We start from the raw sequence: 14,495 nt of genomic DNA, 5'->3' as shown, positions 1-14,495 counted from the left end.
CGAGTCTAAGATTATAGGCATGGACACGCCGGTCTTCTGCGCTACCATTCTCCTATTCCACGGAAAGACGTTGACCTAGGCCGCCATCTACTGTCAATTTGGCTCCTGTTGTATAGGTGGCCTCGAAGGCGAGAAACAATACCGCCTTGGCCACCTCCTCTGGCGAGCCATGGCGTTTCATTGGTGTAATCTGGTCGCCAAGCTTCTCAAAGGCAGCCCGTTCTGACTCCGAGAAGCCTGCCACACCCATCGTCGGCGTATTAATGAAACCGGGACTAACCACATTGACGCGTATGCCCCGCGGCAACAGTTCAGCAGCAAAACCTGAGGCAAGCGATCTCAGCGCTGCTTTTGAAGCGCCGTAAACGCTCATTCCCGGGGTCCCGCCCTCATCTGCGACGGATGACGTTAATATGATCGATCCGCCTTCTCGAATGAACGGAGCTAGACGTTGAACCGTAAAGAATGCTCCCTTCGTATTAACGTCAAATGTCTTGTCGTAAGAGCTTTCGGTCACTTCCGTGAAAGGCTCGAGCGTTGCGATACCTGCATTGATGTGGACGAAGTCAATCTTACCGAACCGTTCCGCGACGTAAGCACCTAATGTATCAATATCCTCCAATAGCGACACATCGGACTGAATGACATATGCCTGTTCTCCGAGTACCCGTCTCGCGTCTTCTACATTTTTTAGATTGCGTCCTGTCAATATGACTTCGGCTCCCCCCGCCAGCAATGATTTAGCAACAGCCATTCCCATACCGTGAGTACCGCCCGTTATAACAGCTTTCTTTCCTTCATATCCCTTCATGATCTTGCTCCTCCTCGTTTCCTAATGTTTGTTGCCGACTTACTAAGGACAGTATAAAGCTTCACATTAGCGTGAAGGTCAACTGATTTATCGCTGATAAATAGGGATGTTCTCCATGTGTCAATCCCATAAAATTTTGAATTGAGTATTAAAGAGGCTGTCATTGAACTAACGGGAAACGATAGTTAGATAATTTTTACAGGAGCAGGTCGCGCGGCGCCTGCTCCTGTTCGTTGAAGTAACTGGTAGTTTAACGTGGAAATGACCAAATTAACAGGTGAAGTAGCTTTAGAATGGCAATAAGCCATTCTTAGAGGAGGCAATCCCATGTTTGATATCAATAAAATTAAAGAGGTTATCCCACATAGATATCCTTTTCTATTGGTCGATAAAATCTTAGAAGTTGTTGAAGGAAAGAAAATGTAACAATCAACGAACCTTATTAGTTGTGGAGGCACTGGCACAGGTTGATGGTATCGTAATGACTGATGAAGAATGCAATTCCAACAAGATAGGGTTATTGACCGGTATTGATAATTGTCTTTTCAAAAAGCAAGTAAAACCAGGACTTCAACTCCATCTTGAATTTGAGGTAACTCGAATTAAAGGACAGATTGTAAAAGGAAAAGGCATAGCCACAGTTGACAATGAATTGGTTTGTGAAGCTGAGATCATGTTCGCCTTCAATTTAATTGGGGCACTGGGGAACAAGAGCTTAATAAGACGGGCCTGCCGACACTAACGGCAGCCTGTGGACATCATTGGCAACGTGTGCAGTTATCTGTTAGGATAATGCAACAAAAATGCCGAATAGCTCGTCTTTAACTACTGGATGCAGACAGAAGTACTTTTGAATGAATAGAGTCTGATTTCCTGATTAATATTTTTGGAGTTGAGTCAAGATGAGTAAAGACAATTTAGATAAAAGGAAAGTACGTAGGATAAAACGAAAGGCTGCTCTCGGGGAGCGGAGGTTAGATGTCGGCTATAGTTACGAAATGGACAAAAGCGATGCACAAATCATTCTGGACGCAGTATTCAACTATGTAAATCATCATCGACACGAGCCGCGTATGAAATTGTGTACGGTTAGTAGGGATCAAGGGGAAACTTGGACAGAAGAGTTATTAAACGTAGCCATTACTGATCCAGAGTTGTCCACCTTAAAGGTAGGAGATATGGTTAAAAATAAGGGAGAGGAAACGACCTATGTCATCGTAGCTAATGAAGGTGTAAATAAATTCCAAAGTCCCTTCCAAGATGATCCAACCTCTCCTTTCTTTCTTTCGGAAGGTCACTTATACTGGAATGCCTTACCATACATTTAGTATAAACCTTGTATTGGCATTATGATGAAACTAACGGGAAACGCTAATTCAATCACATATAAGATTAAAACCTCCTAATAGAAGCAAACTAGATTTAGTAGCTCTTTTATAGGAGGTTTTATTTATGTTGATAAGCGAGTTATGGCGATTGTATGAAGCAGATAAACGTATACAGGGATTCAGTCCGAAGACATTAAAAGCCTATGCTCTGCAGTTGAAAATGTTAATACGTGGATTGGGAGATTTAGATATATCGGAGGTTACTCTGATCCTGCTGAAGGAATATCTAGCAAAGCACTCTGATCGGTTGAAGCCAAACAGTTTGGGGCATCGTATTCGCTTTGTCCGTTCATTTTTTCGGTTTGCTTACGAAGAAAACTATATAACAGTGAACCCTTCTTTAAAATTGCGTGAGCCTAAAACAGAGAAACGTGTGCCGAAATTCTTAATTGAAGAAGATGTCATTCACTTGAAAATCTGCTGCCAATCATTAAAGGAAAGAGCACTGCTTGAATTCTTGTATAGTACAGGCTGCCGGGTTGGAGAAGTGGAGAAATTAATATCGAAGACCTTAATTGGGACAACTGTTCAGCTATTGTAAATGGCAAAGGATCAAAACAAAGAGAGGTATACTTTACAATCGAATGTAAGGTGTGGTTAAGAAAATATCTTGAAAGTAGGAAAGATACCAGTAGAGCACTGTTTGTTACGGAAACACAACCTATACGAAGAATGGCCATTCCGACAATTAGATGGACTTTAAAAAGGATTGCAACACGGGGTGAGATAAAAGCAAATGTTTATCCTCACAGATTTAGGCATACATATGCTTGTCAGCTTCTGGATAACGGAGCCCCATTAGAGTTTATTCAAGGTATGTTAGGACATGAAAAAGCATCGACCACTCAAATCTATGCTCAACTACGTGGGGAGCGGCGCCGAGAGCTATATCGCCGATTCTTTTAATGAAATTATAATTATATATATTTAGAATGTATAACGGTGGATAGAAACAACGACTGCCGTTTTCTTAACTAACGGGCAGGTTAGTTTAATAAAAAAAGTGACAATTAATTGAATTATAGTTTCTTTTCTTTACTGATCGTTCTCAATATGTTATGTTTTTTTCAGGGGGGACTAGAATGGCAAGAAATAAAGAATTTGAAGAGAATGTAGTGTTAGATAAAGCAATGAAGCTTTTTTGGGAACAGGGTTATGAAAAAACATCTATGAGTGACCTTGTAGAACATATGGGGATTCACAGAAGAAGCATATATGACACATTTGGCGACAAGCATTCACTATTTTTGAAAGCGATGGATCGTTTTCACAATAAAGTGGATGCTGGGCTTACGGGTAAAGTTAAACGCTCTGATACCGCGACAGAGGCACTTCAGCTTATCTTTGACTACATGATATATGGTGAAGAAGATTCTCCGTCGGGTTGTTTAATGGTTAATTCAGCCGTGGAATTGGCAATGCGTGATGCTGATGTTGATTCGAAATCCACTGAATCTTTTAAAATATCTGAGCAATTGCTCAAAGATATTATTATATGGGGGCAGCGGAATGGCGAGTTTAGCACAGCAAATAATGCTGATGAACTTGCCGAACACTTGCATACGGTTTGTGTAGGGCTAAGAGTAATGACTAGGACTTCGATGCCCAAAGAGAAATTACATCGAATAGCCGAAGTATCCCTTAAACTTTTATATGAGTAATTACGCTTGATGTCTCGAACAGTGAGCCTAGACTTAAACAAGGCATAATCGTGATCGATTATGCTTTTTCTAGAATGATCATTCTCAAAAAGCTTGCTATAATCTACATTTGTAAGATAAATGAATCTTCCTTCATTTTTTATAGTTATTAGAACGATCATTCTCCTTTAATAAAATACTTCTCCCTAAACTAAAATTCAAACCGAGATAAAGGAGTTATTAAAATGAAAATATCAGAACAAGTGGCATTTGTCACAGGAGCAAACCGAGGTTTTGGTCGTCATCTAGCACTTGAATTACTATCGAGAGGAGCCAAAGTTTATGCAGGTGCTAGAAATCCAGAGACCATTGATATTCCGGGTGCTATACCAGTAAAACTTGATATTACTAACCTACAACAGGTTGAAGCAGCTGCTTTGATGGCTCAAGATGTTACGCTTCTGATTAACAATGCAGGATCGGCCACAGGTGCGACTTTACTTAACGGTGATCTTGATCAGATACAGTTGGAATTTAATACGCACTTCTTTGGCTCATTATCTATGATTCGGAATTTTGCACCAATTCTTATTAAAAATGGTGGGGGATCAATTCTGAACATTCTCTCCGCATTATCATGGTTTAGCACTGGAGGGGGCGAAGGAGCTTATTCGGCTGCCAAGGCGGCTGAATGGGCAATGACGAACGAGTTGCGCTTAAATCTCTATCCTCAAAATGTGAGAGTAGCAGGCTTGCATGTGGGCTTTATGGATACAGATATGACATCAGGTATAGAAGTTCCGAAATCCAACCCCGCTGATATTGCAAAAATTGCAATTGATGGAATAGAGTCCGATAGCTTTGAGATTCTTGCTGATGAACCGAGCCGTCAAATCCAGCATGCTCTCGCTGGTGGTATAGCTGCTATTTACCCACAGCTTAAATGATGGCAAAAACTGTACTCATTACCGGAGCATCGGGTGGAATTGGAAAAGAGCTGGCAGATCGTTTTGCTAAAGACGGATACAACTTAGTGTTGGTCGCTCGCAGCGAGGATAAGCTTGTGGATCTCGCGAGGGAGTATCAGGAAAAGTACCGTGTTCATACGACATATATCGCCAAAGATGTTGCGTTACCTGGCGTGGCAGAGGAAATCTACAGGGAGCTTAAAGAAAAAGAAATCATCATCGACGTTCTTGTTAATAATGCAGGTTTCGGCTTATATGGGAAATTCTTGGATACACCGTTAGAGCAAGAAACAAATATGATTGACATTAATATCAAAGCTCTGACTGTAATGACTAAAGTGTTCTTACCGGATATGGTCAAACGGCACCAAGGAGGCGTGCTGAATGTGGCTTCGTTGGTGGGTTTTTTTCCTGGACCACTGATGGCAGTTTACTATGCAACTAAAGCGTACGTATTATCGTTCACTGAGGCCTTGGAGAATGAGCTGCGTGGCACAGGAGTGACTGTTTCTGCACTCTGTCCGGGACCGACAGCGACTGGATTTGTCGATCGTGCTGGACTAGCTACTTCAAAGCTGTTTAGAAGCGGCGTAATGGAGGTTGAACGGGTGGCTGACATAGGATATCGCGAATTCTTGCGCGGCAAGACTGTAATCGTAACAGGGGGAAGAAACAAATTTATGGCTTTTTTACCTCGATTGCTGCCTCGCAAGATGATGACAAGTGGAGTCAGATACGCACAGGCTAAGAGCGATCATAAAACACATCACATTGGATTCAATAAATAAACTTCATACAAAGAGAGGAATTTTTTAAATGGAGAAACTATGGAGCAAAACGAAAGTTGGCAATATGGAATTACCCCATCGATTAGCGATGGCTCCAATGACACGTAGCAGAGCGCAAGAAGATGGTACGCCAGGAGAACTAAGTCCTCTTTATTATTCTCAAAGAGCATCTATGGGATTAATTATTAGTGAAGGTACACAGCCTTCTGAGGATGGACAAGGTTATTTAAATTCACCTGGTATATATACTGATAAGCATATAGAAGGTTGGAAAAAGGTTACGAATGCTGTGCATGATGCGGGTGGATATATGTTTATACAATTGATGCATGTGGGACGTATGTCCCATCCTGACAATACTCCGCATCATCGTCAAGCAGTTGCACCATCTGCCATTGCGCCTGGCGCAGAAATGTTTACTAGTAAAGGGATGCAGGAAATACCTGACCCACGAGAGCTAAGTGAAGAAGACATTCAAAATACGATTGCAGACTTTCGTAAAGCAGCAGCAGCAGCAATTAAAGCCGGTGCTGATGGGGTTGAAATTCATGGAGCTAACGGTTATTTAATCAATCAATTCATTGGCGAAAATTCAAATAAACGAGACGATAAATACGGTGGAACTGTGGAGAATCGTGCTCGCTTTGCAATTGAGGTTACAAAAGCAGTCGTTGAAGAAATTGGGCCTGAAAGAACCGGGTTTCGTATTTCACCAGGAACACCTCTTGGAGGCATTGATGAAGGAGAACAAGGACCTGAAGTATATCAGTATCTTGTAAAAGAATTAGCTAAACATAATCTAGCATATCTCCATGTTATGCATTTAGGGAACGAAAAACTGCTTCGTGAGATTCGTTCAATTTGGACAAACTCATTATTGGTCAATCGAGCAGGAAGAGCACTTGAAGATATTAGTGTGGATCTCGATAATGGAGTTGCTGACGTAGTCCCAGTCGGTATTTGGTCCTTAGCTAATCCGGATTTAGTTGACCGACTTAAAAATGGTTATCCATTAAATGATGTTGAACCTAATACATTATATGCGGGTAACGGAAGCTTGGGTTATACAGATTATCCTTCTATGGAAGAATTAAAATTACAACAGGAGTAAGTAAATACGAGCAATAAAATCATGATGAACTGGCGTACAACACAAAATTGTACGCCATGATTCTTTCTAACACAAAAACTAACCATATTCACTAGCGGAAGGATGCTGATTATAGTGAACACACATATGAAGGCAGCACAAATAAACAAGTACTCAAAACAAATTCAAGTTCAAGTTAACGAAATTCCAATTCCTGAAATCGACGATAACGAAGTTTTGGTAAGAGTAAAATCTGCAGCAGTTAATCCTCTCGAAATGTTAATTCTTACAGGTAGTGTGAAGTTGATTCAAGATTATGAACTTCCATTAACACTTGGTAATGAATTGGCCGGAGTTATTGAAAAAGTAGGTAAAAATGTGAAGGGTTATTATACAGGAGATAAGATTTACACACGTCTACCACTCAAAAAAATTGGTGCTTTTGCGGAATATGCTGCAATTGACGCTGCTGCAATTGCACCTATGCCAAAAAATTTATCCTATGAAGAAGCTGCTGCTGCAGCGTTGACTGGACTTACAGCTTATCAGGGCTTACATGAGGAACTAGAGGCAAGACCAGGTGAATCCGTTTTTATCCCAGGTGGATCGGGTAGCTTTGGTCAGATGGCCGTCCCAATTGCAAGGGCAATGGGTTTACATGTTATTGTTAGTGGGAACTCGCAAGCACGCGGACGTACTCTTGAAATTGGTGCGGACCAATATATAGATTACACCAAGGAAAACTACGTTGATGTGGTGTCTAAGGTCGATTATGTAATAGATACCTTAGGAGTAAAAGAATTTGATAATGAATTAAAAATCATTAAACCCGGAGGTAAGTTGCTCTCTCTCCGTACAGGGCCCAATAAACAATTCGCCGAAAATAATAACTTTCCTTGGTGGAAACAGAAACTTTTTACGCTTGCTGGCGCAAAATACGACAACAAAGCCAAGAAGCATGAAGTGGAATATCGATTTCTCTTCGTTCGCTCTGACGGTTCACAATTAAGGGAAATAACAAAAGTAATTGAAGAATACAACATTGTTCCACCGCTTCATCATAAAAGATTTACTATAGGAGAAATAAATGAAGCATTAGAACAGGTCGCTACTGGGCGTCCAAAAGGGAAGGTGATTATAAATTTTTAAGTCGATCCTGATAAACTCTTTGACGTGCCCTGAGAGGGGGAACATTAGGTATGGGTTTGTTATTCAATTATTGTATACCAATTTATTAAGCTAACGGGAAACGATAGTTCAATCAAACAAGGAGTAGTTTGCCTCGGCAGCTGCTCCTTGTTTTCATTACGAATGGGCAGGATAGTTCAAAAGTTTCGCGAATACCCTACATATGGAATTATTTACGAAGTTCGTGAATAAGACGTTATAGGAAATCAGCGAAAAACAAGACTAATACAAGACTAATAAATTATGCCAAGTTGTTTATCATTACGATAAAAATAGGAGGTTAGATTTATGCAGAATATAAATTTAACAAGAAGATTCTCTTCAACTTATGGAACAGTATGTTATGGAATCATGGGTGAAGGTCCTCCTTTAGTCCTTGTGCATGGCACTCCTTGGTCATCTTTTAATTGGCGGCACATCATTCCCGCATTAAGTCAATGGTTTACCGTGTATTATTATGATCTTTTAGGTTATGGTGAATCTGAAAAAAATGATGGAGATGTCTCGCTAGGCGTACAGAACAAAGTCTTTGTAGAACTATTAAATCATTGGGAACTTAAGGATCCGTATGCTATTGGACATGATTTTGGCGGAACAACTGTTTTAAGAACACACATGTTAAATAAACGTGACTTTAAAAAGCTTATTCTAATTGATCCCGTGGCAGTAGCACCTTGGGGTTCTACTTTCTTCTCACACGTAAACAAATATGAATCAGCTTTTCAAGGAGTTCCTAGTTATATACATAAGGCTATGGTTTCTGCATATGTTCAAGGGGCAACATATAAACCAATGAATGATGAAACTTTAAAAGGTATATTAAATCCTTGGCTTGGATCAACGGGTCAGCCTGCATTCTATCGTCAAATAGCCCAAGCTAGCCAAAAATATACAGATGAAATTGAAGATAAATATGGAGAAATTAAGATACCAGTATTAATTGTTTGGGGGAGGCAAGACAAATGGGTTCCAATTGAAAAGGGGCACAAATTGCATAGTGAGATAAAGACATCACAGTTTGTTACTATCCCTGAAGCAGGACATTTAGTTCAAGAAGATCAACCAGCAGTTTTGTTATCACATATTTTAAAATTTTTAATTTAATGTGGAAAGAATAATTCAGGAATTTCGAAGAAGTCGCTGACATCCTATAACAATGTGTTCACTCATCTCCGGACAAGCCGTCTCGGTCCCGGAAGTTAAGTCGAAGAAGTAGATGCCGGGACACATCCGCACCGACTAACCACATCGCGGCCGCTCACTATCGTTCGCTTAAGTCGGGGGACGTCGTGAACACATGGGAAGTACTGTAATTGAATATAGAATATCAGAACTTTGCAAATATTAATTTCTATTTTACGACCTGTCGGGGGACAAGAACATATTCCCATTGAAGTCGCTAATTAAGCGGCTTTTTTATGTTATCGGTACAAGTTCGTGTCCCGAGTCAAGGACAAGAACATGTACCGATTGCCGGAATGGACAAGAACATGTACCTATTACCGATTAGATAGATATCTAATAAATATCTAATAAATATTACAGCTTTCTCATTAAGCTAACGGGCAGGTTAGTTTAATAATCATAATCTATACTTTTTGACATGCTTAATAAAGGCGGAAGCGGGAAAGTATTGGCTTCCAATAATAGACCGATACAGTTTTGTTTTGGGAGTAAGGTGTAGAACGGCTTCTGGAGTGGTCTGGCGAGGTGTCGAAGGTTTACATCAAACTTGTGCTTGGCACTTTCAGAAATGACGTTAGCACATCCATCGACCGACTTTGAATATAATTTAAAGCGATATGATAACAAGTAAAATATGTAGGTTGCGATCATTGCAATTTACCTTCACGTAATGTAAAATTATTTGATGGAAAAAATGGAAGGAGTGGGAGTATGAGGTGGAAACAGAAGACTTACATTCAGTCGACTTGCGTAATTTCATATTTCCATTCCATTAGGACACTAAAGCATTTATTGCTTTAGTGTTTTTTATTTTATGGGGGTGTAAGAATTGTCAAGGTACAAAAGGGTTCTCGTTAAGCTAAGTGGTGGAGCAGTAGCAGGAAACTCTGAATTTGGTTTTGAGCCAGAAAGGTTAGACCATATTGCGGATGAAATTATGTCAGTAGTAAACTTAGGCGTTGAAGTATCGTTAGTTATAGGTGGGGGTAACATTTTCAGAGGTAATATGGCGGAAAGCTGGGGGATAGAAAGGGCAGAAGCTGATAACATTGGGACGCTTGCGACTGTAGTAAATAGTTTAATGCTTCGTGGAGTTCTTAAAGCCAAGACCAAAAAGGAAGTACGAGTAATGACGGCAATACCTATTACTTCAGTTGCAGAACCATACATCCGTCTAAGAGCAATCCACCATCTAGAAAAAGGCTATATTGTAATTTTTGCAGGGGGGAACGGTCAACCTTACGTTACAACAGACTATCCTTCAGTACAAAGAGCCATCGAGGTTAATTGTGACGCTTTATTAGTTGCAAAGCAAGGTGTTGATGGTGTTCTTAATGCAGACCCTAAATTTGATAAAGATGCAAGGAAATTTCGTTCGCTTCATTACAACGACGTTTTAAAACACAACTTAAAGGTAATGGACCAATCAGCTTTCATTTTAGCAAGAGACTACAATCTGCCAATGCATGTGTTTAACTTCGATAAACCAGGCTCGATGAAAGAAATTTGCGAAGGTAAGAATAACGGTACGATAATTAGTGGCGAATCAGTTTTAGAGATGGAATGAAATAGGTTAGAACTACTACTCTCCTTGATTTAGCGGAACAATAGTTCCATAAAAGAAAAGTTATAAACACAAACCATTCCGCCAAAGGAGTGGGTTTGTGTTTATACTGATATGTATATCTTGTGTTCAAACTGTACTTTGTGCTTAGATACATCACGGTGAAGGGTATCATAACCATGTGAAATTGTTGAACTAACGGGAAACGTTAACTTAATAATACAAAGAAGGCAACTGATCAATGAACGGTTACACGGACAGGATTGCTTCATCAATTGTCGAATCCTATCTTCGCAAACATATTTTACGGAGGGAGGATATGAAAATTAAGATACGAGAAATTTTATCAAAAGATTATACTGAAGTTGTTATCTTATGGAATGATGTACTGGGCGTACATACTGTTACGAATGAGAACTTTCGTGTTACGATGGACAAGATGATCAGAGCAGGTAATTACAAAACGTTTGTAGCGTTACTTGGGAATCATGTTGTTGGATTCATATCTATAGTCCATTCATTAGCTGTAGGGTCTGCGAATGGTTATCTGCATATAACTGGACTTGCCGTTCATCATGATTTTCAACGTCTTAAGGTAGGAACTGAACTGCTACGATACACTGAAAATTATGCGACAGACAGCGGAATCTCCAGCATTATTCTATGTACTGGGATGAAACGAACTGATGCCCACGCTTTCTATGAGCATAATGGCTATGACAAAGATTCATACTGTTTTGATAAGATTATTAGAATTGACTAATTGATAACCACTTTTTCATTTAACTAACCATTGAATTAACGGGTAACTTTAGTTTAATCACTAGGAGAAGATAATTTTGAATCATAAAGAATTTGAAGCAGTTATAAAACTTCCCGCGAATATTCGATATGAGTATTTTATTAAGAAGGTTGTTGATTTTGAAGAAGTTTGGGGATTGTATGATGACGGATGGGCAATGACTTCAGACGACGATGGAAGCATGATGATTCCATTCTGGCCAAAGAGAGAATTTGCGGAATATTGTGCTTTTGGAGAGTGGTCTAATTATAAAGCACAGAGTATCTCTTTAGATGAGTTTATCAATGAGTGGTTACCAGGTATTGAGGAAGACCAGTATAAGCCATCAATTTTTTGGAATAGAAATGATTCAGCTGTTCTTACGGTTAACGTACTGCTAAACGATTTGGATCAAGAACTTGAAAAGTACTGAACAACGTTACGCTAACGGGAAACGTTAGTTCAGCTATTCAGGAGCAATTTGTCACAACGGCAGCTCTCTTTTTTATTAAGCTAAAGGGCAGGATAACACAGAAAAACAAGTCATAAAAAAGGAAATAAGAGGAGGTTTCGGGAATATGTAAATAAACTAAAGTACTCAAATAAGTTAAATTTCAAAATTATCAGAAAGTGGAGGGATAGTTACGAAAATTACCCAAACTACAGATTATGAATTGCTTGCACGCTTAAATAAACACATACACGAATTACATGTAACGTTATACCCAGAGTTGTTTGTGACATATAACTTCGAAGGTATTCGAGAATCATTTAAGCAGTTGGTGATGAATGAGAATAGGGCTTATTTAGTTTTGGAGGATATGGGAGAAGCACTTGGCTACGCATGCATCGAAATCATCGAATATCCTGAAGATACCATAACGAAAGAGAGAAGATCTGTATTAGTGCATGACCTCAGTATCATAGAAGGGCAGAAAAGGAGAGGATATGGATCGCATCTTATGAATCATATATATGAAATTGCCAGGAGTAAGGGGATAGACCTGATTGAACTAAGTTATTTTGCTAATAATGAACACGCCAGTAATTTCTATAACAAGCAAGGGTTTGTAGATTATAGAAAAATTGCATACAAAAAACTGTAAGTCCTTTTTTGACGAGGCACAAGCATGAAAGCATCTGAATGAATATTGCTTGTTACGCTAAAGGAGAACTATAGTTCAATCAACAAAGCTGCAGCAGATCGGAGGATCAGCTGCAGCTGTTGTTGAAGTAAAGGGCAGTTCAGTTCCAATATGTGGTATTATGTACATCTTCACCAACACCAGCAAATTCTGAGGCAATACAAACCGTTAACTTTGATGCAACGATTAAAAATAGAAGAAGTTATCCTATAACAGAAGAAAAAGAGAACATGGTGCACGGTTTGAAGATATACTGCGTGGATATGGCGGCGCATTTTTTACGAAACTTTAACATTCCTGGAGATACACAAGATGTAGTTGTCACTACGCTATCCGGAGCAATTGGTGGAGATAGTGGAGGGTTAGTTTACTCTATCGCTAACAATGGAACAAAAAACTATGCTCGTTTAGAAGGAGTTTATGCAGGATCGTTATTGCAAAATGGCATCGAAGAAAGCAGCTGATCAAATGATCGGCAGCTTTGTTCACTTATGGACAGGTTAACTAAAATTTTTTGGGTTAAACAAGCCAGAATTTCTCATATAAAAAAGCTTGCTGAAGATATTAATATTTTCACTCGGGATAAGCTTCCTCGATTGTTAGAGCTTTGGGTTGGCCAAAAAAGTTTTTATTAAATCTTATATAATATTCTTTTCCTTCTTCGAGAAAGGGTGTCACGATTTGTGGAACCCCAATTCCTTTATGAGTAATGTTATCCATATATGTTACATGGATTGATTTTTCGTTGATTCTATCTAATTTTACTACAGCACTTCCCACTCCAGTTTTAATGGAAAGGTAGATAAAAATAATAATCACAATTAACAAAATTCCAGTTGAATAAAATAACTTATTATGATTTTTTCTATTTCTTAACATAAGAACAAAACCTCCGTATTACTAGACATATAAGTCCAAGAAAGATCCCGCGACCAATCAGCATTTTTTCCAATAAAAGTATATCAAAAACTAATAATACAAACTACTTATAAAACAAAACAATAATTGAAGTTACTTTAAGCTAGCGGTAGAATACTTACAATATATGCTAGTATGTAAGGAGTACATTTCACACAAGGGGGACGAGGGATTCAATGGTGAAACAACTGATCGTTGGGGACGCGATGCAGGAGCTGACCATGACGCGCCATATTCTGGAGCGCTTGCCCGAGGAGCATATGACGTGGAAACCACACGTGAAATCGATGACGTTGGGCGGGCTAGCCACACATCTGATCAACCTGCTGAACTGGCAAATCGCCATATTTCTTTATCCAGAATTTGATTTATCGACCATTCCGCTTCGGCGGGAAGCCTTGGAAACACGCAATGACGTGCTGGAGGAATTCGACGCGAACGTCGTCAAGCTTCAGCAGCTGTTAGCCGACTGTGATGAGAATACGCTAAGTGAGGAATGGACCTTGCGGAATGGTGACCATATCATCCTGCGCCAACCGCGGGCAATCGCACTTCGCACCTTCGGATTAAATCACATGATTCACCACCGGGCGCAGCTTGGAGTGTATTTGCGGCTCCTTGATATTCCATTGCCAGGCCTCTACGGTCCTACTGCTGATGAAGAAGGCAAATGAACGAACGTTCAACGAATGAATCAGCGTAGTCCAAAACAGAAGAAACAGGCCTTTCCGAAGATCACCACGAAGGACAGCTGGGGGTCTTGGACACATCCTGAATATACGCTGTATGCCAACCGAAATTATTCCTATTCGTTGGTAATCAGCGTTGTGGGATAGCTTTGGACAGCTAATAAATATGAGATTATAAAGCAGTTGCCCTGTGGCAGCTGCTTTATGTTTTGTATGCCTTTTTTGCATGCCTAGAGGATATAAACATGTTTATTGTGAGTAATTTTGTTACATAGAAATGATAGCCGTCATAAAGTAGGTTGTGAGAGTTGACATTGGGTTTAGATTCAACGGTTATTAT

At 39.7% G+C, this 14,495-nt stretch carries 17 protein-coding genes and 1 pseudogene; 16 read left to right on the top strand and 2 right to left on the bottom strand.

What is annotated here, in order from left to right; translation table 11 throughout:
• Positions 1-52: 52 nt before the first annotated feature.
• A complete protein-coding gene (locus ACFSVM_RS09860) occupies positions 53-811 on the bottom strand; it encodes an SDR family oxidoreductase (protein ID WP_379261780.1) in 759 nt (252 codons plus the stop codon).
• A 327-nt stretch (positions 812-1,138) separates the two neighbouring features.
• Between ACFSVM_RS09860 and ACFSVM_RS09855 the strand changes: the two are divergent.
• From ACFSVM_RS09855 to ACFSVM_RS09785, 15 genes and pseudogenes are all read left to right on the top strand, one after another.
• Positions 1,139-1,553, top strand: a pseudogene (locus ACFSVM_RS09855) (3-hydroxyacyl-ACP dehydratase FabZ).
• Positions 1,554-1,713: 160 nt separating this feature from the next.
• Entirely contained in the window at positions 1,714-2,139 is a 426-nt protein-coding gene (locus ACFSVM_RS09850; RefSeq protein WP_379261778.1) for a hypothetical protein, read from the top strand.
• A gap of 124 nt (positions 2,140-2,263) precedes the next feature.
• Complete coding sequence (locus ACFSVM_RS09845) at positions 2,264-2,740, top strand: tyrosine-type recombinase/integrase (RefSeq protein ID WP_379261777.1); 477 nt, start codon at positions 2,264-2,266, stop codon at positions 2,738-2,740.
• A complete protein-coding gene (locus ACFSVM_RS09840) occupies positions 2,671-3,105 on the top strand; it encodes a tyrosine-type recombinase/integrase (RefSeq protein WP_379262961.1) in 435 nt (144 codons plus the stop codon). Before ACFSVM_RS09845 ends, ACFSVM_RS09840 begins: the two co-directional genes overlap by 70 nt.
• 176 nt (positions 3,106-3,281) lie before the next feature.
• Positions 3,282-3,860 carry a TetR/AcrR family transcriptional regulator gene (locus ACFSVM_RS09835; RefSeq protein ID WP_076315801.1) on the top strand — a complete coding sequence of 193 codons (579 nt, stop codon included), beginning with the start codon at positions 3,282-3,284 and terminating at the stop codon, positions 3,858-3,860.
• Between the two features lie 224 nt (positions 3,861-4,084).
• Positions 4,085-4,786 (top strand): SDR family oxidoreductase, encoded by a 702-nt coding sequence (locus ACFSVM_RS09830; RefSeq protein WP_076315802.1) that lies wholly within the window; start codon positions 4,085-4,087, stop codon positions 4,784-4,786.
• Entirely contained in the window at positions 4,783-5,595 is an 813-nt protein-coding gene (locus tag ACFSVM_RS09825) for an SDR family NAD(P)-dependent oxidoreductase (RefSeq protein WP_379261774.1), read from the top strand. The genes ACFSVM_RS09830 and ACFSVM_RS09825 overlap by 4 nt, the downstream gene beginning before the upstream one ends.
• Positions 5,596-5,623: 28 nt before the next feature.
• A complete protein-coding gene (locus ACFSVM_RS09820) occupies positions 5,624-6,706 on the top strand; it encodes an alkene reductase (protein ID WP_379261772.1) in 1,083 nt (360 codons plus the stop codon).
• A 114-nt stretch (positions 6,707-6,820) separates the two neighbouring features.
• Positions 6,821-7,834: an NADP-dependent oxidoreductase gene (locus tag ACFSVM_RS09815; protein ID WP_076315805.1), complete on the top strand. Its 1,014-nt coding sequence runs from the start codon at positions 6,821-6,823 to the stop codon at positions 7,832-7,834.
• Positions 7,835-8,161: 327 nt separating this feature from the next.
• On the top strand, positions 8,162-8,977 hold the full coding sequence (locus tag ACFSVM_RS09810) for an alpha/beta fold hydrolase (RefSeq protein ID WP_143757815.1): 816 nt from the start codon (positions 8,162-8,164) through the stop codon (positions 8,975-8,977).
• Between the two features lie 910 nt (positions 8,978-9,887).
• Entirely contained in the window at positions 9,888-10,625 is a 738-nt protein-coding gene (pyrH, locus tag ACFSVM_RS09805) for a UMP kinase (protein WP_379261769.1), read from the top strand.
• 316 nt (positions 10,626-10,941) lie between these two features.
• Positions 10,942-11,385 carry a GNAT family N-acetyltransferase gene (locus ACFSVM_RS09800; protein ID WP_379261767.1) on the top strand — a complete coding sequence of 148 codons (444 nt, stop codon included), beginning with the start codon at positions 10,942-10,944 and terminating at the stop codon, positions 11,383-11,385.
• A 76-nt stretch (positions 11,386-11,461) separates the two neighbouring features.
• Positions 11,462-11,836, top strand: coding sequence for a DUF2750 domain-containing protein (locus tag ACFSVM_RS09795; RefSeq protein WP_379261765.1), 375 nt, complete (start codon positions 11,462-11,464; stop codon positions 11,834-11,836).
• A 241-nt stretch (positions 11,837-12,077) separates the two neighbouring features.
• Complete coding sequence (locus ACFSVM_RS09790) at positions 12,078-12,509, top strand: GNAT family N-acetyltransferase (protein WP_379261763.1); 432 nt, start codon at positions 12,078-12,080, stop codon at positions 12,507-12,509.
• 152 nt (positions 12,510-12,661) lie between these two features.
• Positions 12,662-13,012: a hypothetical protein gene (locus ACFSVM_RS09785; RefSeq protein ID WP_379261761.1), complete on the top strand. Its 351-nt coding sequence runs from the start codon at positions 12,662-12,664 to the stop codon at positions 13,010-13,012.
• A gap of 109 nt (positions 13,013-13,121) precedes the next feature.
• Here ACFSVM_RS09785 and ACFSVM_RS09780 read toward each other — a convergent pair whose 3' ends face one another.
• Positions 13,122-13,427 (bottom strand): hypothetical protein, encoded by a 306-nt coding sequence (locus ACFSVM_RS09780; RefSeq protein WP_379261760.1) that lies wholly within the window; start codon positions 13,425-13,427, stop codon positions 13,122-13,124.
• Positions 13,428-13,642: 215 nt separating this feature from the next.
• Here ACFSVM_RS09780 and ACFSVM_RS09775 point away from each other — a divergent pair, with 215 nt between their 5' ends.
• Complete coding sequence (locus ACFSVM_RS09775; protein ID WP_379261758.1) at positions 13,643-14,140, top strand: DinB family protein; 498 nt, start codon at positions 13,643-13,645, stop codon at positions 14,138-14,140.
• Positions 14,141-14,495: the final 355 nt, after the last annotated feature.

The sequence above is a fragment of the Paenibacillus shunpengii genome, assembly GCF_042684905.1.
Classification (GTDB): Bacteria; Bacillota; Bacilli; order Paenibacillales; family Paenibacillaceae; genus Paenibacillus; species Paenibacillus shunpengii.
The sequence above is the reverse complement of the archived record's forward strand: the minus strand, read 5'-3'. Positions and strand labels throughout refer to the sequence as shown.

What these genes read in the sequence shown, in the direction of transcription:
- ACFSVM_RS09780 (WP_379261760.1), bottom strand. Translation starts at nt 13,427, where the DNA reads ATGTTAAGAAATAGAAAAAATCATAATAAGTTATTTTATTCAACTGGA.
- ACFSVM_RS09800 (WP_379261767.1), top strand. Translation starts at nt 10,942, where the DNA reads ATGAAAATTAAGATACGAGAAATTTTATCAAAAGATTATACTGAAGTT.
- ACFSVM_RS09830 (WP_076315802.1), top strand. Translation starts at nt 4,085, where the DNA reads ATGAAAATATCAGAACAAGTGGCATTTGTCACAGGAGCAAACCGAGGT.
- ACFSVM_RS09860 (WP_379261780.1), bottom strand. Translation starts at nt 811, where the DNA reads ATGAAGGGATATGAAGGAAAGAAAGCTGTTATAACGGGCGGTACTCAC.
- ACFSVM_RS09825 (WP_379261774.1), top strand. Translation starts at nt 4,783, where the DNA reads ATGATGGCAAAAACTGTACTCATTACCGGAGCATCGGGTGGAATTGGA.
- ACFSVM_RS09845 (WP_379261777.1), top strand. Translation starts at nt 2,264, where the DNA reads ATGTTGATAAGCGAGTTATGGCGATTGTATGAAGCAGATAAACGTATA.
- ACFSVM_RS09835 (WP_076315801.1), top strand. Translation starts at nt 3,282, where the DNA reads ATGGCAAGAAATAAAGAATTTGAAGAGAATGTAGTGTTAGATAAAGCA.
- ACFSVM_RS09820 (WP_379261772.1), top strand. Translation starts at nt 5,624, where the DNA reads ATGGAGAAACTATGGAGCAAAACGAAAGTTGGCAATATGGAATTACCC.
- ACFSVM_RS09810 (WP_143757815.1), top strand. Translation starts at nt 8,162, where the DNA reads ATGCAGAATATAAATTTAACAAGAAGATTCTCTTCAACTTATGGAACA.
- ACFSVM_RS09775 (WP_379261758.1), top strand. Translation starts at nt 13,643, where the DNA reads ATGGTGAAACAACTGATCGTTGGGGACGCGATGCAGGAGCTGACCATG.
- ACFSVM_RS09850 (WP_379261778.1), top strand. Translation starts at nt 1,714, where the DNA reads ATGAGTAAAGACAATTTAGATAAAAGGAAAGTACGTAGGATAAAACGA.